Source organism: Enterobacter asburiae (genome assembly GCF_008080435.1).
Taxonomy (GTDB): Bacteria; Pseudomonadota; Gammaproteobacteria; order Enterobacterales; family Enterobacteriaceae; genus Enterobacter; species Enterobacter asburiae_C.
The window spans coordinates 103,294-126,230 of record NZ_VRKN01000010.1 but is presented as its reverse complement, the minus strand read 5'-3'; the positions used below and the strand labels follow the sequence as shown (position 1 = coordinate 126,230).

Annotated in this window: 25 protein-coding genes and 1 pseudogene; 22 read left to right on the top strand and 4 right to left on the bottom strand. The window is 58.9% G+C overall.

The annotated features are described in order from the left end of the window. Positions 1-496 precede the first annotated feature (496 nt). The 16 genes from FU672_RS18155 (at position 497) to phnP (ending at position 12,322) form a co-directional block, all read left to right on the top strand. On the top strand, positions 497-832 hold the full coding sequence (locus tag FU672_RS18155; protein WP_023310096.1) for a zinc ribbon domain-containing protein YjdM: 336 nt from the start codon (positions 497-499) through the stop codon (positions 830-832). 80 nt (positions 833-912) lie between these two features. Then, positions 913-1,350, top strand: coding sequence for a VOC family metalloprotein YjdN (gene yjdN / locus FU672_RS18150; protein WP_148244286.1), 438 nt, complete (start codon positions 913-915; stop codon positions 1,348-1,350). 136 nt (positions 1,351-1,486) lie between these two features. After that, positions 1,487-2,275 carry a phosphonate ABC transporter ATP-binding protein gene (gene phnC / locus FU672_RS18145; protein WP_148244285.1) on the top strand — a complete coding sequence of 263 codons (789 nt, stop codon included), beginning with the start codon at positions 1,487-1,489 and terminating at the stop codon, positions 2,273-2,275. A 24-nt stretch (positions 2,276-2,299) separates the two neighbouring features. Further along, on the top strand, positions 2,300-3,316 hold the full coding sequence (phnD, locus tag FU672_RS18140; RefSeq protein WP_148244284.1) for a phosphonate ABC transporter substrate-binding protein: 1,017 nt from the start codon (positions 2,300-2,302) through the stop codon (positions 3,314-3,316). A 127-nt stretch (positions 3,317-3,443) separates the two neighbouring features. Further along, positions 3,444-4,223, top strand: coding sequence for a phosphonate ABC transporter, permease protein PhnE (phnE, locus tag FU672_RS18135; protein ID WP_148244283.1), 780 nt, complete (start codon positions 3,444-3,446; stop codon positions 4,221-4,223). Between the two features lie 20 nt (positions 4,224-4,243). Further along, positions 4,244-4,969: a phosphonate metabolism transcriptional regulator PhnF gene (phnF, locus tag FU672_RS18130; protein ID WP_148244282.1), complete on the top strand. Its 726-nt coding sequence runs from the start codon at positions 4,244-4,246 to the stop codon at positions 4,967-4,969. Beyond that, the gene (phnG, locus tag FU672_RS18125; protein WP_148244281.1) at positions 4,970-5,422 is read left to right on the top strand and encodes a phosphonate C-P lyase system protein PhnG; all 453 of its coding nucleotides are present in this window, start codon (positions 4,970-4,972) and stop codon (positions 5,420-5,422) included. It begins immediately after the preceding gene. Continuing rightward, positions 5,419-6,003: a phosphonate C-P lyase system protein PhnH gene (phnH, locus tag FU672_RS18120; protein WP_032662532.1), complete on the top strand. Its 585-nt coding sequence runs from the start codon at positions 5,419-5,421 to the stop codon at positions 6,001-6,003. The genes phnG and phnH overlap by 4 nt, the downstream gene beginning before the upstream one ends. After that, on the top strand, positions 6,003-7,067 hold the full coding sequence (locus tag FU672_RS18115) for a carbon-phosphorus lyase complex subunit (RefSeq protein ID WP_148244280.1): 1,065 nt from the start codon (positions 6,003-6,005) through the stop codon (positions 7,065-7,067). Before phnH ends, FU672_RS18115 begins: the two co-directional genes overlap by 1 nt. After that, the gene (gene phnJ / locus FU672_RS18110) at positions 7,060-7,905 is read left to right on the top strand and encodes an alpha-D-ribose 1-methylphosphonate 5-phosphate C-P-lyase PhnJ (protein WP_148244279.1); all 846 of its coding nucleotides are present in this window, start codon (positions 7,060-7,062) and stop codon (positions 7,903-7,905) included. The genes FU672_RS18115 and phnJ overlap by 8 nt, the downstream gene beginning before the upstream one ends. Further along, on the top strand, positions 7,902-8,657 hold the full coding sequence (gene phnK / locus FU672_RS18105; RefSeq protein WP_006177354.1) for a phosphonate C-P lyase system protein PhnK: 756 nt from the start codon (positions 7,902-7,904) through the stop codon (positions 8,655-8,657). The genes phnJ and phnK overlap by 4 nt, the downstream gene beginning before the upstream one ends. A 108-nt stretch (positions 8,658-8,765) precedes the next feature. Next, the gene (gene phnL / locus FU672_RS18100) at positions 8,766-9,446 is read left to right on the top strand and encodes a phosphonate C-P lyase system protein PhnL (protein WP_148244278.1); all 681 of its coding nucleotides are present in this window, start codon (positions 8,766-8,768) and stop codon (positions 9,444-9,446) included. After that, the gene (gene phnM / locus FU672_RS18095; RefSeq protein ID WP_148244277.1) at positions 9,443-10,579 is read left to right on the top strand and encodes an alpha-D-ribose 1-methylphosphonate 5-triphosphate diphosphatase; all 1,137 of its coding nucleotides are present in this window, start codon (positions 9,443-9,445) and stop codon (positions 10,577-10,579) included. The genes phnL and phnM overlap by 4 nt, the downstream gene beginning before the upstream one ends. Further along, on the top strand, positions 10,576-11,127 hold the full coding sequence (phnN, locus tag FU672_RS18090; protein WP_148244276.1) for a ribose 1,5-bisphosphokinase: 552 nt from the start codon (positions 10,576-10,578) through the stop codon (positions 11,125-11,127). The genes phnM and phnN overlap by 4 nt, the downstream gene beginning before the upstream one ends. Then, a complete protein-coding gene (phnO, locus tag FU672_RS18085) occupies positions 11,120-11,554 on the top strand; it encodes an aminoalkylphosphonate N-acetyltransferase (protein WP_148244275.1) in 435 nt (144 codons plus the stop codon). The genes phnN and phnO overlap by 8 nt, the downstream gene beginning before the upstream one ends. A gap of 9 nt (positions 11,555-11,563) precedes the next feature. Continuing rightward, positions 11,564-12,322, top strand: coding sequence for a phosphonate metabolism protein PhnP (phnP, locus tag FU672_RS18080; RefSeq protein WP_148244274.1), 759 nt, complete (start codon positions 11,564-11,566; stop codon positions 12,320-12,322). 52 nt (positions 12,323-12,374) lie between these two features. Here phnP and yjdP read toward each other — a convergent pair whose 3' ends face one another. The 3 genes and pseudogenes from yjdP to FU672_RS18065 form a co-directional block, all read right to left on the bottom strand. Further along, positions 12,375-12,701 carry a DDRRRQL repeat protein YjdP gene (yjdP, locus tag FU672_RS18075; RefSeq protein ID WP_148244273.1) on the bottom strand — a complete coding sequence of 109 codons (327 nt, stop codon included), beginning with the start codon at positions 12,699-12,701 and terminating at the stop codon, positions 12,375-12,377. A 75-nt stretch (positions 12,702-12,776) separates the two neighbouring features. Then, positions 12,777-13,306: pseudogene (locus FU672_RS18070) on the bottom strand (GNAT family N-acetyltransferase). A 121-nt stretch (positions 13,307-13,427) separates the two neighbouring features. Continuing rightward, on the bottom strand, positions 13,428-15,707 hold the full coding sequence (locus tag FU672_RS18065) for a hybrid sensor histidine kinase/response regulator (RefSeq protein ID WP_148244272.1): 2,280 nt from the start codon (positions 15,705-15,707) through the stop codon (positions 13,428-13,430). A 125-nt stretch (positions 15,708-15,832) separates the two neighbouring features. On the opposite strand from FU672_RS18065, the gene FU672_RS18060 reads away from it, so the two are divergent. The 6 genes from FU672_RS18060 to FU672_RS18035 all read left to right on the top strand — a co-directional run bounded on the left by FU672_RS18060 (position 15,833) and on the right by FU672_RS18035 (position 21,994). Next, a complete protein-coding gene (locus FU672_RS18060) occupies positions 15,833-17,353 on the top strand; it encodes a sugar ABC transporter ATP-binding protein (protein ID WP_148244271.1) in 1,521 nt (506 codons plus the stop codon). Beyond that, positions 17,350-18,345 (top strand): ABC transporter permease subunit, encoded by a 996-nt coding sequence (locus FU672_RS18055; RefSeq protein WP_042719147.1) that lies wholly within the window; start codon positions 17,350-17,352, stop codon positions 18,343-18,345. Before FU672_RS18060 ends, FU672_RS18055 begins: the two co-directional genes overlap by 4 nt. Positions 18,346-18,377: 32 nt before the next feature. Further along, a complete protein-coding gene (locus FU672_RS18050; RefSeq protein WP_021242935.1) occupies positions 18,378-19,319 on the top strand; it encodes an ABC transporter substrate-binding protein in 942 nt (313 codons plus the stop codon). Between the two features lie 113 nt (positions 19,320-19,432). After that, complete coding sequence (locus FU672_RS18045) at positions 19,433-20,119, top strand: D-lyxose/D-mannose isomerase (RefSeq protein WP_148244270.1); 687 nt, start codon at positions 19,433-19,435, stop codon at positions 20,117-20,119. 10 nt (positions 20,120-20,129) lie between these two features. Continuing rightward, complete coding sequence (locus FU672_RS18040) at positions 20,130-20,990, top strand: ketose 1,6-bisphosphate aldolase (protein WP_148244293.1); 861 nt, start codon at positions 20,130-20,132, stop codon at positions 20,988-20,990. Continuing rightward, a complete protein-coding gene (locus FU672_RS18035) occupies positions 20,987-21,994 on the top strand; it encodes a carbohydrate kinase family protein (RefSeq protein WP_148244269.1) in 1,008 nt (335 codons plus the stop codon). Before FU672_RS18040 ends, FU672_RS18035 begins: the two co-directional genes overlap by 4 nt. Here the strand turns inward: FU672_RS18035 and FU672_RS18030 are convergent. Continuing rightward, positions 21,991-22,722, bottom strand: a complete 732-nt coding sequence (locus FU672_RS18030) for a response regulator (protein WP_148244268.1) — start codon at positions 22,720-22,722, stop codon at positions 21,991-21,993. The genes FU672_RS18035 and FU672_RS18030 overlap by 4 nt on opposite strands. Positions 22,723-22,937 lie beyond the last annotated feature (215 nt).

Sequence of the window (22,937 nt, the reverse complement as noted above, 5' to 3'; positions counted from 1 at the left end):
CGCCGAAATATAACTGATTGAAGATAATCAGAAATAATTCGCTATCCTTGCATGGCGTGTATAGCTCCCCTCCTGGCCTGACGGCCAAAAGAAAAAAGCGTAGCCCAATTTTAAGAAACTTCAGGATATATCATCATTATTTATCCCCCTAAAAAGAGAGGTAATACGCCACTGCCATAAGATATGTATGGCAGTGAAGTCCGGAGATAAATAACAATGTGTCGCTTCACCTTATCCGAAATGGAGGAGCGTAGCAATTTGCCGCAATAAAATATTCGATATATTTTGCACCAATTCTTTCCACCGTGTTAATGACGTAAGCATCGCTTAACTGACTGACAGGAAGTGTCACTCCCGATACGCTTTTTGCATTTTTTTAATTCACAATATCACCGACAACCATGTGGATTTGCGCTATACTTGCCGCCTTTTTCGGCACGCTGCCGTCATTTAGCTGGCACTTTCCAGCGCGTTTACACTTTTTGAGGATACCGATATGTCACTCCCACACTGCCCAAAATGCAATTCTGAATACACCTATGAAGATAATGGCATGTTCATCTGCCCGGAATGTGCTCACGAATGGAATGATGCCGAACCATCACACGATGCTGATGCACTTGTCGTAAAAGATGCGAACGGCAATCTGCTGGCGGACGGCGACAGCGTTACCGTGATTAAAGATCTGAAAGTGAAAGGCAGTTCTTCCATGCTGAAGATTGGCACCAAAGTGAAGAATATCCGTCTGGTTGAAGGCGATCATAATATCGACTGCAAAATTGACGGCTTCGGTCCGATGAAGCTGAAATCAGAGTTCGTGAAAAAGAACTGATTTACCCGCCCGGTGGCGCTTCGCTTACCGGGTTTTCGGGAACTACACTTAATGGGCTTTTCTTACGTGAGGTAAAGATTATGCCGTTAAGTCCCTACATCTCTTTCGCCGGTAACTGCGCAGAGGCCACCGCCTTCTACCAGCAAGCCGTCGGCGCAGAGCTTCTCTATAAAATCACCTTCGGCGAAATGCCAAAAAGCGATAACAGCAATGAAGGCTGTCCGTCCGGCATGCAATTTCCGGATTCGGCTATCGCTCACTCCAACGTCCGCATTGCGGGCAGTGATATTATGATGAGCGACGGGATGCCGCCAGGCAGCAACGCGCAATATGCGGGCTTCACGCTGGTTCTCGACACCCAGGACGTCAACGAAGGCAAGCGCTGGTTCGACAACCTCGCCGCGGGCGGGAATATCGAAATGGCCTGGCAGGAAACCTTCTGGGCACACGGTTTCGGTAAAGTCACCGATAAATACGGCGTGCCGTGGATGATTAACGTCGTCAAGCAGCAGCACTAATATTCGGGCGGTGGGCGGTCTGCCCCCGCCTGTCATCAAACTCCGCTCAACTCTTCAAACTCCCGCAACCCAGACTTAACCCAAATGTCACATTGATGCGCCAGCATGAGGCCACATTTATCGTGAGGCCCAGCACATGCAAACCGTCATCCGCGTCGAGAAACTGAGCAAGACCTTCAATCACAATAAGGCTCTGCATGCCGTTGATCTGACCGTCCAGCAGGGCGAAATGGTGGCGCTGCTGGGGCCATCCGGTTCAGGTAAATCCACCCTTCTGCGTCATTTAAGCGGCCTTATCACCTGCGATAAAACGCCGGAAAGCCACGTCGAGCTGCTGGGCAATACCGTGCAGCGCGCGGGGCGTCTGGCGAGCGATATCCGTAAGAGCCGTGCCCAGACGGGCTACATCTTCCAGCAGTTCAACCTGGTGAACCGCCTGACGGTGCTGGAGAACGTGCTGATTGGCGCGCTCGGCAGCACCCCGTTCTGGCGCACCTGTCTGCGCTGGTTCTCCCCTTCCCAGAAGCAGGAAGCCTTACAGGCGCTGACCCGCGTCGGCATGGTGCATTTCGCCCACCAGCGCGTCTCCACCCTGTCCGGTGGACAACAGCAGCGCGTGGCGATTGCGCGCGCGCTGATGCAGAAAGCGCAAATCATTCTCGCTGACGAACCCATTGCCTCGCTGGACCCGGAGTCCGCCCGCATCGTGATGGAAACCCTGCGCGACATTAACCAGAACGACGGCATCACCGTAGTGGTCACGCTGCATCAGGTGGATTACGCCCTGCGCTACTGCGAACGCATTGTCGCCCTGCGTCAGGGACATGTGTTCTTTGATGGCGCAAGCCATCAGTTTGATAACGAACGTTTTGACCATCTCTACCGCAGCATTAACCGCGTCGAAGAGAACGCGCAGGCTGCTTAATTAAACCCGATCCGAGGAAAGTACATGAGCTACAAAGCCGTTGCCGCGCTGGCCTTTACCAGCATGTTCAGCCTCAGCACCCTGTTAAGCCCGGCGTATGCACAAGAGCAGGAAAAAGCGCTGAACTTCGGCATTATTTCGACGGAATCACAGCAGAACCTGAAGCCTCAGTGGGAACCGTTCCTGAAAGATATGGAAACCAAACTGGGGATCAAAGTGAACGCCTTCTTCGCCCCGGACTACGCGGGCATCATCCAGGGGATGCGCTTCAACAAAGTGGACATCGCCTGGTACGGCAACCTCTCCGCCATGGAAGCGGTGGACCGCGCGAACGGCCAGGTCTTTGCCCAGACCGTTGCGGCAGATGGCTCCCCGGGCTACTGGAGCGTGCTGATCGTGAACAAAGACAGCCCGATCAACAACCTCAATGACATGCTCGCCAAACGCAAAGAGCTGACCTTCGGCAACGGCGACCCGAACTCCACCTCCGGTTACCTTGTCCCTGGCTACTACGTTTTCGCCAAAAACAACGCCTCCGCCAGCGACTTCAAACGCACGGTGAACGCCAGCCACGAAACCAACGCCCTGGCCGTGGCCAACAAGCAGGTGGACGTTGCCACTAACAACACCGAGAACCTCGACAAGCTGAAAACCTCCGCACCGGACAAGCTGAAAGAGATCAAGGTTATCTGGAAATCGCCGCTGATCCCCGGCGACCCGATTGTCTGGCGTAAAAACCTGTCTGAAAGCACCAAGGACAAGGTGTACGACTTCTTCATGACCTATGGCAAAACGCCGGAAGAGAAAGCGGTCCTGGAGCGTCTGGGCTGGGCACCGTTCCGCCCGTCAAGCGACCTGCAGCTGGTTCCGATTCGTCAGCTGGCGCTGTTTAAAGAGATGCAGGGCGTGAAGGACAACAAAGGTCTGAAGGACGAGGAGAAGACCAGCAAAGTGGCCACCATTCAGGCCCAGCTGGAAGACCTCGACCGCCTGACCGCCGCGCTCGGTGCGATGACGAGCGTGAATAAAGCGGTGCAGTAACGCTTTTCTCCCCCTCACCCTAACCCTCTCCCCATAGGGGAGAGGGGACTGCACGGTGCGGTCTTTTCCCCCTCGCCCCTTTGGGGAGAGGGTCGGGGTGAGGGGACATAAAACCAAAGGAGCCAACATGCAAACCATCACCCTCCCACCGCCGAAGCGCAGCTGGTTCTCGCTCATAAGCTGGGCCATTTTGCTGGCGGTGCTCGTTATCTCCTGGAAGGGCGCGGAAATGGACCCGCTGCTGCTGGTCAAAGACTCCGGCAACATGGCGACCTTCGCTGCCGATTTCTTCCCGCCGGACTTCAGCCAGTGGCAGGACTACCTCGGCGAAATGGCGACCACCCTGCAAATCGCCGTCTGGGGCACCGCCCTTGCCGTTGTTCTGTCTATTCCATTTGGCCTGATGAGCGCCGAAAACATCGTGCCGTGGTGGATATACCAGCCGATGCGTCGCCTGATGGACGCCTGTCGCGCCATCAACGAAATGGTCTTTGCGATGCTGTTCGTGGTCGCCGTTGGCCTGGGCCCGTTCGCCGGCGTGATGGCACTGTTCATCCACACCACCGGCGTGCTTTCCAAGCTGCTCTCCGAAGCGGTCGAAGCCATAGAGCCCGGCCCGGTGGAAGGCATCCGCGCAACAGGCGCCAACAAAATCGAAGAGATCCTTTACGGCGTCCTGCCACAGGTGATGCCGCTGCTGATCTCCTACTCCCTGTACCGCTTTGAGTCCAACGTCCGCTCTGCCACCGTCGTCGGCATGGTCGGTGCTGGCGGGATTGGCGTCACCCTGTGGGAAGCGATTCGCGGTTTCCAGTTCCAGCAAACCTGCGCATTGATGGTGCTCATTATCGTCACCGTCAGCCTGCTGGATTTCCTCTCTCAACGTTTGCGTAAGCACTTCATCTGAGAAGCGAGGCTTTGTTTTCTATGCACTTATCCAGACATCCGACCAGTTACCCAACCCGCTGGCAAGAGATTGCGGCAAAGCTCGAAGTGGAGCTGCGCACGCACTACCGCTGCGGAGACTACCTGCCTGCTGAACAGCAGCTTGCCGACCGCTACGAAGTGAACCGCCACACCCTGCGCCGCGCCATTGACCAACTGGTCGAGCGCGGCTGGGTGCAGCGTCGCCAGGGCGTAGGCGTCCTGGTGCTGATGCGCCCGTTTGACTACCCGCTCAACGCCCAGGCGCGCTTTAGCCAGAACCTGCTGGATCAGGGCAGCCACCCGACCAGCGAAAAGCTGCTGTCGGTGCTGCGCCCGGCCTCCAGCCACGTGGCGGACGCACTGGGCATTCAGGAGGGCGACAACGTCATCCACCTGCGCACGTTGCGCCGGGTCAACGGCGTCGCGGTCTGTCAGATAGACCACTACTTTGCAGACCTTGCCCTCTGGCCGGTGCTGCAGCATTTCTCCAGCGGCTCGCTGCATGATTTTCTTCAGGGTGCGACAGGCATTGCGCTTAAGCGTACCCAGACGCGCATCAGCGCGCGCCGGGCGCAGGCAAAAGAGAGCAAGGTGCTCGAAATCCCCAATATGGCCCCGCTGCTCTGCGTACGCACCCTCAACCACCGTGATGGCGAGATCAACGCGACGGAATACTCCGTCAGCCTGACCCGCGCCGACATGATCGAATTCACCATGGAGCACTGAATGCACTTCGACACCTCCACCCGACAGCGCTGGATGCGCGTGCTGGCCCACAGCCAGCCTGCCGCGCTCTCTGTCCGCATGAACGCCCTTAGCCTGGCGCCCGATTACGACACCCTCCGCGCCCCGGAGATCGGCCTCGTGCAGATCCAGGCGCGCATGGGTGGCACCGGCGAGCGCTTTTTCGCCGGAGATGCCACCCTCACCCGCGCCGCGATCCGTCTGAACAGCGGCACGCTGGGCTACAGCTACGTGCTGGGGCGCGATAAGGCCCACGCCGAGCGCTGCGCGGTGATCGACGCGCTTTTACAGGAACAACCCTATTTCCAGACGTTAATGGAAACCCTTATTACCCCGCTGGAAGCCGACCGCGCCGCGCGCATTGCCGCACGTCAGGCCGAAGTGAACACCAGCCGGGTCGACTTCTTTACGCTCGTTCGCGGAGACAACGCATGACGCTTCAACCTGCTTTTACCCTGGCCGTCCAGGATGCCCAACACAGTTTTCGTCGCCTGCTGAAAGCGATGAGCGAGCCGGGCGTGATCGTCTCGCTGCACCAGCTCTCCCAGGGCTGGCTGCCGCTGAATCTGGCGACCACCAGCGTGCTGCTGACGCTTGCCGACAACGACACCCCGGTGTGGCTCTCGGGCGCGCTGTCGAACGATATCGCCAGCCAGAACCTGCGTTTTCACACCAGTGCCCCGCTGGTCGATCAGCCGCAGCAGGCAGTTTTCGCCGTGGCCGACGAGCAAATCAGCCATGAACAGCTCAACGCCCTGAGCGAAGGCAGCGCCGTCGCCCCGGAGACCAGCGCCACGCTGATCCTGCAGGTCTCCAGCCTGAGCGGCGGCCGCATGCTGCGTCTGACGGGCGCAGGCATCGCCGACGAGCGCATGGTCGCGCCGCAGCTGCCGGAATGCATCATTCACGAGCTTACCGAGCGCCCGCACCCGTTCCCGCTAGGCATTGATCTGATCCTGACCTGCGGCGAGCGCCTGCTGGCAATCCCGCGGACCACCCACGTGGAGGTGTGCTGATGTACGTTGCCGTCAAAGGTGGCGAGAAGGCCATCGCCGCCGCCCATGCGCTACAGGCGCACAGACGACGGGGCGATGAACGGCTTCCCGAGCTGAGCGTCGCCCAGATTGAACAGCAGCTAAACCTTGCCGTCGACCGCGTGATGACCGAAGGCGGCGTCGCCGACCGCGAGCTGGCGGCGCTGGCCCTGAAGCAGGCCAGCGGCGATAACGTGGAAGCCATCTTCCTGCTGCGCGCCTACCGCACTACGCTTGCCAAACTGGCGGTCAGCGAGCCGGTGAATACGGCGGAGATGCGCCTGGAGCGCCGCATTTCTGCCGTTTATAAAGACATCCCCGGCGGCCAGCTGCTTGGCCCTACCTACGACTACACCCATCGACTGCTCGATTTTACCCTGCTGGCGAACGGTGAAGCGCCGCCGCTCAACACAACTGACGCCGTACAGGAACCGTCTCCGCACGTTTTCAGCCTGCTGGCAAATCAGGGCCTGGCGAAGACGGAGGAAGATTCAGGCACGCAGCCGGATGACATCACCCGTACGCCGCCGGTTTACCCGTGCTCGCGCGCGTCCCGCCTGCAGCAGCTGATGCGCGGCGACGAAGGCTATCTGCTGGCGCTGGCCTACTCCACCCAGCGCGGCTACGGGCGCAACCACCCGTTTGCAGCCGAAATTCGCAGCGGTTACATCGATGTCGAAATTGTGCCGGAAGAGCTGGGTTTTGCGGTAAACGTCGGCGAACTGCTGATGACCGAATGCGAAATGGTGAACGGTTTTGTCGCGCCCGAAAATGAAGACCCGCACTTTACCCGCGGGTACGGGCTGGTGTTCGGCCTCGGCGAGCGCAAGGCCATGGCGATGGCGCTGGTTGACCGCGCACTCCAGGCACCGGACTACGGCGAGCACGTTGCAGGCCCGGCGCAGGACGAAGAGTTTGTGCTGGCCCACGCGGATAACGTTGAGGCCGCCGGTTTTGTCTCGCACCTCAAGCTACCGCACTACGTCGATTTCCAGGCCGAACTGGAACTGCTGAAACGCCTGCAACGGGAGCGCGCCAATGGCTAACTTAAGCGGCTATAACTTTGCTTACCTGGATGAGCAAACCAAACGCATGATCCGCCGCGCCATACTTAAAGCGGTGGCTATTCCGGGCTATCAGGTGCCGTTCGGCGGTCGCGAAATGCCGATGCCCTACGGCTGGGGCACGGGCGGTATTCAGATTACCGCCAGCGTAATCGGCGAGGCGGACGTGCTGAAGGTCATTGACCAGGGTGCAGACGACACCACAAACGCCGTGTCGATCCGCAACTTCTTCCAGCGGGTAACCGGCGTCAACACCACCGAAAAAACCGAAGACGCGACGCTGATCCAGACCCGCCACCGCATTCCCGAAACCCCGCTGACAGAAGATCAGATTTTGATTTTCCAGGTGCCGATCCCGGAGCCGCTGCGCTTTATCGAGCCGCGCGAAACCGAAACCCGCACCATGCATGCGCTGGAAGAGTACGGGGTCATGCAGGTGAAGCTGTATGAGGATATCGCCCGCTTCGGCCATATCGCCACCACCTACGCCTACCCGGTGAAGGTCAACGGGCGCTACGTGATGGATCCGTCTCCAATTCCGAAATTCGATAACCCGAAGATGGACATGATGCCCGCCCTGCAGCTGTTCGGCGCCGGGCGCGAAAAACGCATCTACGCCGTTCCGCCTTACACCCGCGTGGAAAGCCTGGATTTCGACGATCACCCGTTTACGGTGCAGGAGTGGGACGAGCCGTGCGCCATCTGCGGATCCAAACACAGCTATCTGGACGAAGTGGTGCTGGACGACACGGGCAAACGGATGTTTGTCTGCTCCGACACCGATTACTGCCGCCAACAGAGCGAGGCGAACAGCCAATGAAACCGCTGCTTTCGGTTAATAACCTGACCCACCTTTATGCGCCGGGCAAAGGCTTCAGCGATGTGTCATTCGAGCTGTGGCCGGGCGAAGTGCTGGGGATTGTCGGCGAGTCCGGCTCCGGCAAAACCACCCTGCTGAAGTCCATCTCTGCGCGCCTGACGCCGCAGAACGGCGACATTTTGTATGAGGGCGCCTCGCTGTACGGCATGAGCGAGGCCGAGCGCCGCCGCCTGCTGCGCACCGAGTGGGGCGTGGTGCATCAGCACCCGATGGACGGTCTGCGCCGTCAGGTGTCGGCGGGAGGCAACATCGGCGAACGCCTGATGGCCACCGGCGCGCGCCACTACGGCAACATCCGCGCCACCGCCCAGCACTGGCTGGAGGAGGTTGAAATCCCCGCCTCGCGGATCGACGACCTGCCAACGACCTTCTCCGGCGGCATGCAGCAGCGTCTGCAGATTGCCCGCAATCTGGTCACCCATCCGAAGCTGGTGTTTATGGATGAACCCACCGGTGGGCTGGACGTCTCCGTACAGGCGCGCCTGCTCGACCTGCTGCGCGGTCTGGTGGTGGAGCTGAACCTTGCGGTGGTGATTGTCACCCACGATTTGGGCGTCGCGCGCCTGCTGGCGGACCGTCTGCTGGTAATGAAGCAGGGCCAGGTGGTGGAAAGTGGGTTAACCGACCGGGTGCTCGACGATCCACACCATCCGTATACCCAGCTGCTGGTGTCATCCGTATTGCAGAACTGAGGTTGCTGTTGCCGGGTGGCGGCTTCGCCTTACCCGGCCTACGGACTGCGCTATTTGTAGGCCGGGTAAGCGAAGCGCCACCCGGCAAGAAAACGCCACGAGGCCAACATGATCCACGTACAAAACGTAAGTAAGACCTTTGTGCTCCACCAGCAAAACGGCGTGCGCCTGCCGGTACTGCAAAATGCCTCGTTAGAGGTCAGCAACGGCGAATGCGTGGTGCTGCACGGCCATTCCGGCAGCGGTAAATCCACCCTGCTGCGCTCCCTGTACGCTAACTACCTGCCGGACGAAGGCCATATTCACATTCGCCACAATGATGAGTGGGTCGATCTGGTGCAGGCCCCCGCGCGTAAAGTGCTGGAAGTGCGCCGCACGACGATCGGCTGGGTAAGCCAGTTTCTGCGGGTGATCCCACGGATCTCCTCCCTGGACGTGGTGATGCAGCCGCTGCTGGATCTCGGCGTGCCGCGCGAAACCTGCGCCGCCAAAGCCACCAGCCTGCTGACGCGCCTCAACGTGCCGGAGCGCCTGTGGCACCTTGCCCCGTCGACCTTTTCCGGCGGCGAGCAGCAGCGCGTCAATATCGCCCGCGGCTTTATTGTCGACTACCCGATTTTACTTCTGGATGAACCTACCGCCTCGCTGGACAACAAAAACAGCGCGGCCGTGGTGGAGCTGATCGAACAGGCTAAAGCGCGCGGGGCGGCGATCGTCGGGATCTTCCACGACGACGCCGTTCGCTCCCGCGTGGCGGACAGATTGCACCCGATGGGGACCCACACATGATTATCAATAACGTCAAGCTGGTGCTGGAAAATGAAGTCGTTGATGGCTCGATAGAAATCCAGGACGGCGTCATCCGCGCCTTTGCCGAAACCCCGAGCCGCTCCCCTGAAGCGATGGACGGTGAAGGCGGCTGGCTACTGCCGGGGCTGATTGAGCTGCATACCGATAATCTGGACAAATTCTTCACCCCGCGTCCGAAGGTGGACTGGCCCGCCCATTCGGCAATGAGTAGCCATGACGCGCTGATGGTCGCCAGCGGCATCACCACGGTGCTGGACGCGGTGGCCATTGGCGACGTACGCGACGGCGGCGATCGCCTGGAAAATCTCGAAAAGATGATTAACGCCGTGGAAGAGACGCAAAAGCGCGGCCTCAACCGCGCCGAGCACCGCCTGCATCTGCGCTGCGAACTGCCGCATCACACCACCCTGCCGCTGTTTGAAAAGCTGGTTGGTCGCGAACCGGTCTCGCTGGTCTCCCTGATGGACCACTCGCCGGGGCAGCGCCAGTTCGCCAATATTGAGAAATATCGCGAATACTATCAGGGCAAATATTCTCTCAACGATGCAGAAATGGCCCGTTACGAAGAAGAGCAGCTTCAGCTTGCGGCACAATGGTCGCAGCCTAACCGTCTCAGGATTGCCGCGATGTGTCGTGACCGCAATATCGCGCTGGCCAGCCATGACGACGCCACACACGATCACGTGCTCGAATCCCACCAGCTTGGCAGCGTGATCGCCGAATTTCCCACCACGTTTGAAGCGGCTGAAGCCTCCCGCAAGCACGGCATGAACGTGCTGATGGGGGCACCGAACATCGTGCGTGGCGGATCGCACTCCGGTAACGTCGCGGCCAGCAAGCTTGCCGCGCTTGGCCTGCTGGATATTCTCTCGTCCGACTACTACCCCGCCAGCCTGCTGGATGCGGCGTTCCGGGTGGCCGACGACGAGGGCAACAGCTTTACGCTGCCGCAGGCGATTCGCCTGGTGACGAAAAACCCAGCCTCGGCGCTCAATCTTCAGGATCGCGGGGAAATCGCCGAGGGTAAACGCGCGGATCTGGTGCTGGCCCACCGCAAGGGGGAGCACATCCATATCGACCACGTCTGGCGTCAGGGTAAAAGGGTGTTCTGATGGGAAGGCTCATCTGGTTAATGGGGCCCTCCGGCTCCGGTAAGGACAGCCTGCTGTCTACCTTGCGGCAGCGGGAACATCCGCAATTGCTGGTGGCGCATCGCTATATTACCCGCGCGGCCAATGCAGGGAGTGAAAACCATATCGCCCTGAGCGAGCAGGAGTTTTTCATCCGTGCCGGGCAAAACCTGCTGGCGCTCAGCTGGCATGCCAACGGTTATTACTATGGGATCGGCATTGAGACCGATCTGTGGCTGCATGCGGGCTTCGACGTGCTGGTTAACGGCTCACGTGCGCATCTGCCACAAGCGCGGGCCCGCTATGGGGCGGCCCTGCTGCCGGTCTGTCTGCAGGTTTCGCCGGACGTCTTGCGCAGCCGGCTGCAGAGTCGGGGGCGTGAATCGGCCCGTGAGATCGATCAGCGGCTTGAGCGTGCGGCCCGCTATACCCCGTCAGACTGCCACATCCTCAATAACGACGGAAGTTTGCTACAGTCAGTCGATACTTTTTTATCGCTTATTCGTCACAAGGAGAAACAGCATGCCTGACTGCCAGCTTCGCCCCGCCACCGCCGACGATGCGCAGAGTGTTTACGCCCTGATCTGCGAGCTTAAGCAGGCAGAGTTCGATCGCCAGGCGTTTCACGCGGGCTATCTTGCCAATTTGCAGGATCACAACATGCGCTACCAGCTTGCGGAGATAGAGGGACAGGTCATCGGCATGATCGGTCTGCACATGCAGTTTCACCTCCATCACGCGCGCTGGATCGGCGAGATCCAGGAGCTGGTCGTGATGCCGCAGGCGCGTGGGTTAAAGGTGGGAAGTCAGCTGCTGGCCTGGGCGGAAGAGGTGGCACGACAGGCCGGTGCGGAGCTGACCGAACTTTCCACCAGCGTGAAGCGCACTGACGCGCACCGTTTTTACGTTCGTGAAGGATATACGCAGAGCCATTTCCGATTCACCAAACCGCTGTAGAGGTGCGTTATGAGTCTGACAATCACGTTGACGGGAACGGGTGGTGCCCAGTTGGTGCCGGTCTTTGGCTGCGACTGTGCGGCGTGTCGCCGGGCGCGCCTGCAGGACAACTATCGCCGTCGCCCCTGTAGCGCGGTGGTCAAATTCAACGATGCGGTGACGCTGCTGGACGCGGGCATTCCGCACCTGATGGACGATTGGCCCGCGGGCAGCTTCCAGCAGTTTTTGCTGACCCATTACCATATGGATCACGTCCAGGGGTTATTCCCCCTGCGCTGGGGTGTTGGCGCGACCATTCCGGTTTACGGTCCGCCGGACGACGCGGGATGCGACGACCTGTTTAAACATCCGGGGATTCTGGATTTCAGCCACACGGTAGAGCCGTTTGTGATGTTTGAGCTCCAGGGACTACGGGTCACTCCGCTACCGCTTAACCATTCAAAACTCACGTTCGGGTATCTGCTGGAGTCCGCCCACAGCCGTGTAGCATGGCTTTCCGACACCGTCGGGTTGCCGGAAAAAACGGTGAAATTCCTGCTCAACAACCAGCCGCAGGCGTTAATTATCGACTGCAGCCATGGGCCGCGCGAAGAGACGCCGCGAAACCATTGCGACCTGAACACCGTGATTGCGCTAAATGAGGTGATTGGCTGCCCGCAGGTGATCCTGACGCACATCAGCCATCAGTTTGACGTGTGGATGATGAATAACCCGCTACCGCAGGGCATAGAAGCGGGCTATGACGGGATGGTTTTGGTGCTGGATTAGGTTTTCTCCCTCTCCCGTGGGAGAGGGTTGGGGTGAGGGCAACAGGCCGCACTTAACCTCGGTCGTAATCGTCTTCTAACCTGCGCTCATCCTCTTCTAACCGACGGCGATCGTCATCCAACTGACGCTGACGCTCGTCTAAACGGCGGCGCCGGTCTTCCAGCTGCCGACGACGATCGTCGTACTGGCGACTGTCGGTCTGTCGGTTGCGGTCATAACGATCGTCATTGTCATCGCTGCTGCGACTGCTGCTGGGATTATAAGCATCGTTGATCGCCTGCTGAATGTTGCCAATAGCATCATCAACAATATCGGCATGAGCCAGTTGGCTGGTGAGTGACAGCAGACCGAATAACAAAGCAGTTGAGTAACGTTTCATAAGGCCAGACTCGCAGGTGAACTGGCTTTACGATAATGAACGGCAGGGAACGGGGGTAGCGGAGGAATCTCAAATTCAGGTGTGTCCTGGATCTTCCATTAGTTGATTCGCACGCTGTTTGTTTTCTGCAACCAGTACAATGCCATAACATTTTGATCCGGCGAATGGCTCCAGATACGATCTTCGAGTATACAACCTCCGTCATAGATAACCTTGCTACCATCATATTGTTCAAAGTAACTGACAAGCGTCACGCCACACTGTAATACCAGGGCTTCATACAGGCGAGTTGCCAGTCCCTTGTCACGCTCGGCGGGATCAACGCATATACCTTCTACCTGAATAACGTTGGCATCTTCCCAACAGCGCTCGACAGCAATGACATCTTCACCCAAATGCGTTTTACGTTGTAAATCCAGGGCAGCAACAACCCGATGCCGAGGCACACCATCGAAGGTTTCGACATCCGCTCCAATAATCGCAGCCCTTGGCGTCTGGCTATCAAAAATGACATGTAACACTCGCCCGGAGAGCACGAATTCATCAACGAGCTTGAATGACCTTGCTACGGTCTTTGGGCTGTAAGTTGTAGGCATCACGATCATTTGTGAGTCCCCTCTTGTAAGTACCGGCATAGTTCCCTTTATATCCCAATCTGCCAAATTTTGCGCAGATTAGCATCATCCGGTTTAGTCACGCTCTTGATGAATTCCTAAATAGCGCCGCTTATAAACAGACTTTCCGCAGCGCCTGCGCCAGCTGCACCCGCGTAAACGGCTTACGCAGTAACTGAACGTCCGGCAATTGCGGGTTATGCGCCGGACGTAAATCCTGCCCACTGATCAGCAACACCGGAAGCTGCGGATAATGATTACGCACATGGTTAATCACCTCGGCTCCGCTGAGGCTGCCGGGCAACATCAGGTCGCTGATAAACATGCCAATATCCGGTGATGCCTCCAGCATGTTCAAAGCCTGTTCACCGTTATCCGCTTCCAGCGTCAGGTAACCAAGCTGATGCAGCTGCTCACACAGGGTCTGACGGACATCCGCCTCATCTTCCAGCACCAGGACCAGCCGCTCGTTATCGACAGAGGCGGTGGCTGACAGCGCTTCATCAGCAGCAGCGGCAGGCAGCACCGAGCGCGGGAGATGAAGCCGAACGGTCGTTCCCTGCCCCGGCGCGCTTTCAATCTCCACGCGACCGCCGGACTGGCGCACAAAGCCGTACACCATCGACAGGCCTAACCCGCTCCCGCTTCCGGTCTGTTTGGTGGTGAAGAACGGTTCAAAGACCCGGGATTTTACCTCCTGCGACATGCCGCTGCCGCGGTCAATGACCTCCAGCGCCACCATATCCTGCCTGCGCCCGTCGCTGCGGGTGACACGCTGATTCCAGGTCCGAATTTTAATTACGCCGCTTTGCCCTTCCATCGCATCACGCGCGTTCATCACCAGGTTGATGATGGCGTTTTCCAGCTGGCTAACGTCAATCCACGCGGGCCACGCCGGGGATTGTGCTTCAATCTCGAGCGTGAGAGTGGCAGGCAGGGAGTGGCGCATCAGTTCCCGGAGGTTCTCCAGCAGCGGCAGCATCTCTACCCCATGCGGCGTCAGGGATTGCTTGCGGGAAAACGCCAGCAGGCGCTGGGTCAGCAGTGCGCCGCGTTCGGCCGCCTTCAGCGCCCGGGTAATGCGCGGCGCGTCTTTTGACTCGGGGTCGGTGAGTTCAAGGCTGCCGATGATCACCGCCAGCAGGTTGTTAAAATCATGCGCCAGCCCGCCGGTCAGTTGCCCGACGGCCTTCATCTTCTGGCTGTGCAGCAGTGCCTCTTCAAGCCCCTGACGCTCAACGCGGTCGATCTCCATCTGCGTGGTTTTTTCCTTCAGCAGGCGCGTGGTGTGCTCAAGCGAGGCGGTATTGCGGGCAAAAACGTTAAACGCGCGCGCCAGTTCACCCAGCTCATCGCGCCGCTGTAGCGCAGGCACTGAAACATCCTGCTCCCCGTGGGCCAGGCGCGACATCGCCCGGGATATGGCCGTCAGGTTAGAACCCAGGTTACGGTAGATATACCAGCAGGCGCACCCGGTGATGATCAGCGCCAGCACGGCGAAAATACTGATAAACACGCTGATGGATTGCAGCTCGTGATGACTCTGGGCAGTGCGAAGCCGGGAGGCCTGCGCCACCTGCTCGACGTACTGATTGATGTCACTGTTGAGGATCGCCACCAGCGCCTTGATGTGGAACATATACCAGCTGATCGACAGGTCGCTCTCTTCCAGCTGTTTCGACAGCGGAGCAAGCTTTTGCAGCTCGTCGTTGAAATCGGGCAGGACCGCGTTCACGACCGGCTGTATGGCGCTCCGGGGCAGCGTTGCCGTCACGGCGTCCAGTTGATGAACCGTCGCGCGCGGCGAAGGGGTATCAATGGCGGCGGCGATCAGCCTGTCCATTTCCAGAAGCTGCTGCGCATCCGGCACGTTGCTGTCGTAACGACGGTTAATATCCTGCAAATGGCGCAGGTAGCTCTGGCTCTGGTAGAGCGCGCTAAGGAGTGCGTTCCGCTCCAGATGACGTCGCTGTCCGCGCTCCAGCATCCCGTTCACACTCTGCTGCAACTCATTACTTCTCTGAATGATTCGAGCCACCAGCGCCGGCTCCTGCAGCGCCAGCGGTGCCTCGGCAAGCTGTTCCAGCGAGTGCCGCAATGCCATTTGGGTCTGCTTCAACCGCTCGGCTTCACCTTTGTACTCCAGCGCCCCGACTACCTGCGAAAGCCGCACCGCCGCCGTTGCTACGTTTGCGGTATCACGGGCCAGGTTCATGCTACCGGTCATGTCATCCAGCGTTTGCTGCTGCACCTGCTCCTGGATCTGGCTGGCATGACGAAAGCCGAGTACCGCCACGCCGCTCACCATCAGCGTCACGGCGACCACCAGCAGATTAAAAATCAGCAGGCGTCCGCGGGCGCTGGCGAAAAAAGGGGGGCGGTGTGAGGACATGTTAGCTCCGTAACTGTGATCCACATTAGCTATTCATAACTATGACAAATATGAACGGCTTCTGACATTTTGCATTTACGCACCTGTGATGAAGTGCAGATATCGGCATTCGCAGGAGATCCGCCATGAGCAGAACCCCGGTATTAGAGATGCGCAGCATTGCCAAAACGTTTGGCAGTTTCCACGCGCTCAAGGGTGTGGATTTGACGGTCTTTCCTGGAGAGATCCACGCGCTGATGGGTGAAAACGGCGCGGGAAAAAGCACGTTGATGAAAATCCTCGCGGGAGCCTATACCGCCACCAGCGGTGAGATCCTGATCGACGGTCAGCCGTTTCACATTAAAGGGCCGAAAGATGCGCTGGCCGCAGGCATTACCCTGATTTATCAGGAGATGCAGCTCGCGCCTAATCTAACCGTTGCCGAAAATATCTTTCTTGGCAGCGAGCTGTCGCGCGGCGGGATGGTGCAGCGCAAAGAGATGGCGGCCCAGGCGCAGGCGGTGATTGAGCGCCTCGGCGCACAGTTCACTGCCACCGACATGGTGATGAAGCTGACCATCGCCGAGCAGCAGCAGGTGGAAATTGCCCGCGCGCTGCACCGCAACAGCCGCATTCTGGTGATGGATGAACCCACCGCCGCCCTCTCCTCGCGGGAAACGCATCGCCTGTTTGAACTGATTTTGCGCCTGCGCGATGAAGGGATGGCGATCATCTACATCAGCCACCGCATGGCGGAGGTGTATGAACTCTCTGACCGCGTCAGCGTTCTGCGTGACGGGCAGTACGTCGGCAGCCTGACGCGCGACAAGCTGAATGCTTCTGAGCTGGTGCGCATGATGGTGGGCCGCCCGTTAAGCGACCTGTTCAACAAAGAGCGTGATATTCCCCTCGGCAGCCCGCGTCTCAACGTCCACCACCTCACCGACGGTAAAAAAGTACAGCCGTGCAGTCTGCAGGTACGTTCCGGCGAAATCGTCGGGCTGGCAGGCCTGGTCGGGGCCGGACGCTCCGAGCTGGCGCAGCTCATCTTCGGCGTGCGTAAAGCCACCGGCGGCATGATTGAGGTAGACGGCGAGCCGGTGGTGATCCACTCCCCGCGCGCGGCCATCGAAAACGGCATCGGTTTTCTCACCGAAAACCGCAAGGAGCAGGGGCTGTTTCTGGAGCTGGCGGCGCAGGAGAACATCACCATGGCGACGCTGGAGCGCGACGCCACCTTCGGCATGTTAAACCGCAAAAAAGCGCAGGCCATTTCCGATGACGCCATTGCCCTACTTAACATCCGCGTACCGCATTCTCAGGTGCGCGCAGGCGGGCTGTCCGGCGGCAATCAGCAAAAACTGCTGATCTCCCGCTGGGTGGCAATCGGCCCGCGCATTCTGATTCTGGACGAACCCACGCGCGGCGTGGACGTCGGCGCGAAAAGCGAGATCTACCGCATCATGAACCAGATGGCCCGCAAAGGAGTCGCAATTCTGATGATCTCCAGCGAGCTGCCGGAAGTGGTAGGCATGAGTGACCGGGTCTACGTGATGCGGGAAGGCAGTATTGCGGGTGAACTTCACGGGCGCGACATCTCTCAGGAAAACATTATGACGCTGGCAACCGGCGTGAACGACACTCATCATCAGGCGGTGCAATCATGACAACTCCAACCCATCCGCAGCAGGTGGCAAAATCCGCCTCCGCAAAAAAAATGCTGATGAGCGATCTGATGCAAACGGTCGGCATTTTGCCGATATTAATCCTGATTGTGGCGGTTTTTGGCTTTATCGCGCCTAACTTCTTTACCGAAAGTAACCTGCTCAATATTACCCGTCAGGCGTCGATCAACATCGTGCTGGCGGCGGGGATGACCTTCATCATTTTAACCGGCGGGATTGACCTCTCCGTCGGCTCAATACTGGGCACCACGGCGGTGGCGGCGATGGTGGTGTCGCTTATCCCGGAGTTCGCCATGCTCTCCATTCCGGCGGCGCTGATGCTCGGCATGGTGCTGGGGCTGTTCAACGGCGCGCTGGTGGCCTTTGCCGGGCTGCCGCCGTTTATCGTCACGCTTGGCACCTATACGGCCCTGCGCGGCGCGGCCTACCTGCTGGCGGACGGTACGACGGTGATCAACTCGAACATCAGCTTTGAGTGGATCGGCAATAACTACCTTGGCCCCATTCCGTGGCTGGTGGTCATTGCCCTGGCGGTCATTGCTATCTGCTGGTTCATCCTGCGCCGCACTACGCTTGGCGTTCACATTTACGCGGTCGGCGGCAATATGCAGGCGGCGCGCTTAACGGGCATCAAGGTCTGGCTGGTGCTGCTGTTCGTGTACGGTATGAGCGGCCTGCTCTCGGGCTTAGGCGGCGTGATGAGCGCCTCACGCCTCTACAGCGCCAACGGTAACCTCGGCATGGGTTACGAGCTGGATGCGATAGCAGCGGTGATCCTCGGTGGCACCAGCTTCGTCGGCGGGATCGGCACGATCACCGGCACGCTGGTGGGGGCGCTGATCATCGCCACCCTCAATAACGGCATGACGCTGATGGGCGTCTCCTACTTCTGGCAACTGGTGATCAAAGGGGCGGTGATCATCATAGCGGTGCTGATCGACAAATACCGTACCCGACACCATCAAAGTGCATAACAACAAAACCCTACAGCTTCGAGGAAAACAATATGCGTTTGAAACCCTTAGTGACCGCGCTCTGTGCTGGCGCGCTGCTGGCCGCAACACCGTTTGCGCAGGCAAAAGATCTGAAGTCCATCGGCGTGACGGTGGGCGACCTGGCTAACCCGTTCTTCGTGCAGATCACCAAAGGTGCCGAGCTGGAAGCGCGCAAGCTGGCGGGCGATAACGTCAAGGTGACGCTGGTCTCCAGCGGTTACGATCTGGGCCAACAGGTGGCGCAGATCGACAACTTTATTGCCGCGAAAGTAGACATGATCATCCTCAATGCCGCGGATTCCAAAGGGATCGGCCCGGCGGTAAAACGCGCGAAGGACGCCGGGATCGTGGTCGTTGCGGTTGACGTGGCGGCGGAAGGGGCTGATGCGACCATCACCTCCGATAACACTCAGGCAGGCGAAATGGCCTGTAAGTACATTACCGACCGCCTGAAAGGCAAAGGCAACGTGGTGATCATCAACGGACCACCGGTCTCTGCGGTGCAAAACCGCGTGGAAGGTTGTCAGACGGAATTCAAAAAACATCCGGATATCAAGGTGCTCTCGGATAACCAAAACGCCAAGGGCAGTCGTGAAGGCGGTCTGGAAGTCATGACCTCCCTGCTGGCGGCCAATCCGAAGATCGACGGCGTGTTTGCGATTAACGATCCGACCGCGATCGGTGCCGATCTGGCCGCGAAGCAGGCTCAGCGCAATGAGTTCTTTATTGTCGGCGTGGATGGTTCCCCGGACGGTGAGGAAGCGCTGAAGCGGGAAAACTCCCTGTTTGTCGCAACCCCGGCGCAAGATCCGCAGGTGATGGCGGCAAAAGCGGTGGAGATCGGCTATGACATTCTTCAGGGCAAACCTGCGCCGAAAGCGCCTGTGCTGATCCCGGTGACGATGATCGATAAAAAGAACGTCGGTACGTATAAGGGTTGGACGGTTAAGTAAGCCCCTCACCCCAGCCCTCTCCCCAAAGGGGAGAGGGTGTTCAAGTTCCCTCTCCCCTTTGGGGAGAGGGTTAGGGTGAGGGGTAAGGTTTTGCAAAAATTCAAGGAGTCCCCATGAAACGCTCCGACATCAATGAAATTCTCGGCCACACGCGGCAGTTCTTTTCCATGCACGACGTGCATCTCCCGCCATTTGCCAGCTTTCCGCCCACAAAATGGCAGCAGCTTGACCAGGCCGCATGGCAGGAAGTGTTCGACCTCAAGCTCGGCTGGGACGTGACGGCGTTCGGCGGCAACAACTTTGCCGCCGAGGGGCTGACGCTGTTTACCCTGCGCAACGGCTCACCGAACGGCATGCCGTATGAAAAAGGCTATGCCGAAAAAATTATGCACGTGCGCGACGGCCAGGTCACGCCGATGCATTTTCACTGGCGTAAACGAGAAGACATCATCAACCGGGGCGGCGGGAACCTGATTATTGAGTTATGGAATGCCAGGGCGCATGAAGAGACCGAAAACACCGACGTGACGGTCACCCTCGACGGCTGCCGTCAGACCCACGCGCCCGGCAGCCAGCTGCGCCTCACGCCAGGGGAAAGCATCTGTCTCACACCCGGTCTTTACCACAGTTTCTGGGGCGAACGCGGCTTCGGTGACGTGCTGGTTGGGGAGGTATCATCGGTAAACGACGACGAGCACGACAACCACTTTTTGCAGCCCGTTGCCCGCTATAACCACATCGAAGAAGACGAACCGGCGCTGCTGGTGCTGTGCAACGAGTACAACCTGTTTCGGATATAAGGGGTGAATGATGCCATTGATTTCTCTTGCCGACGGTCTGGAGCACGCCAGGGCGCATCGCTATGCGCTGGGCGCGTTTAACGTGCTCGACTCCCACTTCCTGCGCGCGCTGTTCGCCGCCGCGAAGCAGGAACGCTCGCCGTTTATCATCAACATCGCCGAAGTGCATTTTAAGTACGTGTCTCTGGATTCGCTTGTCGAAGCGGTTAAGTTCGAAGCCGCCCGTCACGATATTCCCGTGGTGCTCAATCTCGACCACGGCCTGCATTTCGAGGCGGTGGTTCGCGCCCTGCGCTTAGGGTTCAGCTCGGTGATGTTCGACGGCTCTACGCTGAGCTATGAGGAAAACATTCGCCAGACGCGGGAGGTGGTGAAGATGTGCCACGCGGTGGGCGTGTCGGTGGAGGCGGAACTGGGCGCGGTCGGTGGTGATGAAGGCGGCGCGCTTTACGGGCATGCGGATGAAGCGTTCTTTACCGACCCGCAGCTGGCGCGCGAATTTGTCGATTCAACCGGTATTGATGCGCTGGCGGTTGCTATCGGCAACGCGCACGGCAAATACAAGGGCGAGCCGAAACTCGATTTCCCACGTCTGGACGCCATTCGCCAGCAGACAGGGCTACCGCTGGTTTTACACGGCGGCTCCGGGATTAGCGATGACGACTTCCGCCGCGCCATCGAGCTGGGCATTCATAAAATCAACTTCTATACCGGCATGTCGCAGGCCGCACTCGCCGCCGTGGAACAACGCATGGCGAAGCGCCAGCCGCTGTATGATGAGTTTGCCGAGCTGCTGCTGGGGATAGAAGAGGCGATTACGGATACGGTCGCCGAACAGATGCGCATCTTCGGTAGCGCGGGGCAAGCATGATGGAACGAAAAGGCATCATCGCCGCAGGCAACATGCTGGTGGATCACGTCCACCAGATCGTGCAGTGGCCGGAGCGCGGCTGGCTGGCTGAAATCACCCACAGCGAACGCTCAACCGGCGGGGCGCCGCTCAACGTGCTGCTGACGCTGGCGAAAATGCACGTTGGCCTGCCGCTTCAGGCGGTGGGGCTGATTGGCGAAGACGGCGACGGGGATTACATTCTGGCGATGCTCGACCAGTACCACGTCAACCGCCAGCGCGTACAGCGCACCACCTTTGCACCAACCTCCATGTCGCAGGTGATGACCGATCCCAGCGGACAGCGCACCTTCTTCCACTCGCCGGGCGCCAACCGCCTGCTGGATCTTCCCGCCTTTGATCGCTTAGACGGATCGATGAAGATCTTCCATCTCGGCTACCTGCTGCTGCTCGACAGCCTGGATATGCCCGATGACGAATTTGGCACCCGCAGCGCGCGGCTGCTGGCGCAGATGCGCGATCTTGGGTACGAAACCTCGCTCGATCTGGTTTCCCGTAAGGGCGACCCGCGCTATCAGCCGCTGGTGCTCCCTGCCCTGCGCCATCTGGATTATCTGGTGATTAACGAACTGGAAGCCGGCGAGTTTAGCGGGCTGGAGATGCGCGACGACAGCGACGCGCTGAACATGGCCCATATCGCCGACGCCTCCTCGCAGCTGCTGGCGGCCGGTGTTTGCCAGCGGGTGGTGATCCACTGCCCCGAAGGCGCATGGGGTGAAGCGCCGGGTGAAAAAGGTCGCTGGATCCCTTCATGGCTGCTGGAGCAGGACGAGATTATTGGCAGCGTCGGCGCGGGCGATGCGTTTTGCGCGGGCTTTTTATACGGTTGCCATGAATCGCTGCCGCTCACGGAGAGTATTTATCTGGCGCACGCCTGCGCGCGGGCAAGCCTGCTGGCCGCCAACGCGATTGACGGCGCGAAAACGCTCGACGAGCTACAGCGCTTTATCAAAGAGAATACTTAGGCCGCTTTCTCGCTATGGGAAACATCGGTGGCAAACACATAACCCAACCCACGGATGGTTTTGATGAGCGCAGGCTGATGCGGGTTAGCCTCGATTTTCCGGCGCAGGCGCATGATCAACACGTCAATAGTGCGGTCGAACACGTCGGCGCTTTCGCTGTGGGTCAGCTCAAGCAGCCGGTCACGGCTCAGCACCCGGCGGGCATTTTGCGTGAGCGCCAGCAGCAAGCCGTACTCACCCTGGGTTAAGGGCACGGTATTCCGCTGCGGATCGCTCAGCTCACAGCGGGTGGTATCGAGCGTCCATCCGTTAAAAGCAATGCCCGCTACGGGCGCTGCAGGGATTTCCGCAGCCAGCACACCGGTACGGCGCAATACCGCTTTAACGCGGGCAACCACCACGCGTGGGTTAAACGGTTTGCCAATATAATCGTCGGCCCCCATCTCCAGCCCCACCACCACGTCTGACTCACTGCCCAGCCCGGTTAACATCACAACCGGTAGCGCCGGTCGCTGCTTTTGCAGCTGCAGCAGAACCTGCAGGCCGTTGATATCCGGCAGCATCATATCCAGCAGCACAAGCGCGATATTCGGCTCCTGTTGTACCTGCCGCAGCGCATCCTGGCCGTTATGGCAGACAAGCACGCTAAAGACGTGCTCGCTCAGCACGTCCTGAAGCAGTTCGCAGACTGCCGTATCGTCATCAACCACCAGAATCGCCGGTTTCATCGTATGTTTCCGTCAGGGGATTATGTTAAGTCTGAACCATTCTGCCGCCGGCTCCAGTCAAATGTTTTTTTCAGTGACGGAAATTCAACCCATGTCACATCCGCTGCCCTGTCGACACGTCAATTTTGACGATTCGCTGCTTTTTGTCAGGGTTTTCGCCGCGAATGGGCCGTAAAGTCAGGGTATACCCCCTATAAAAAACATGGCATAGAAGC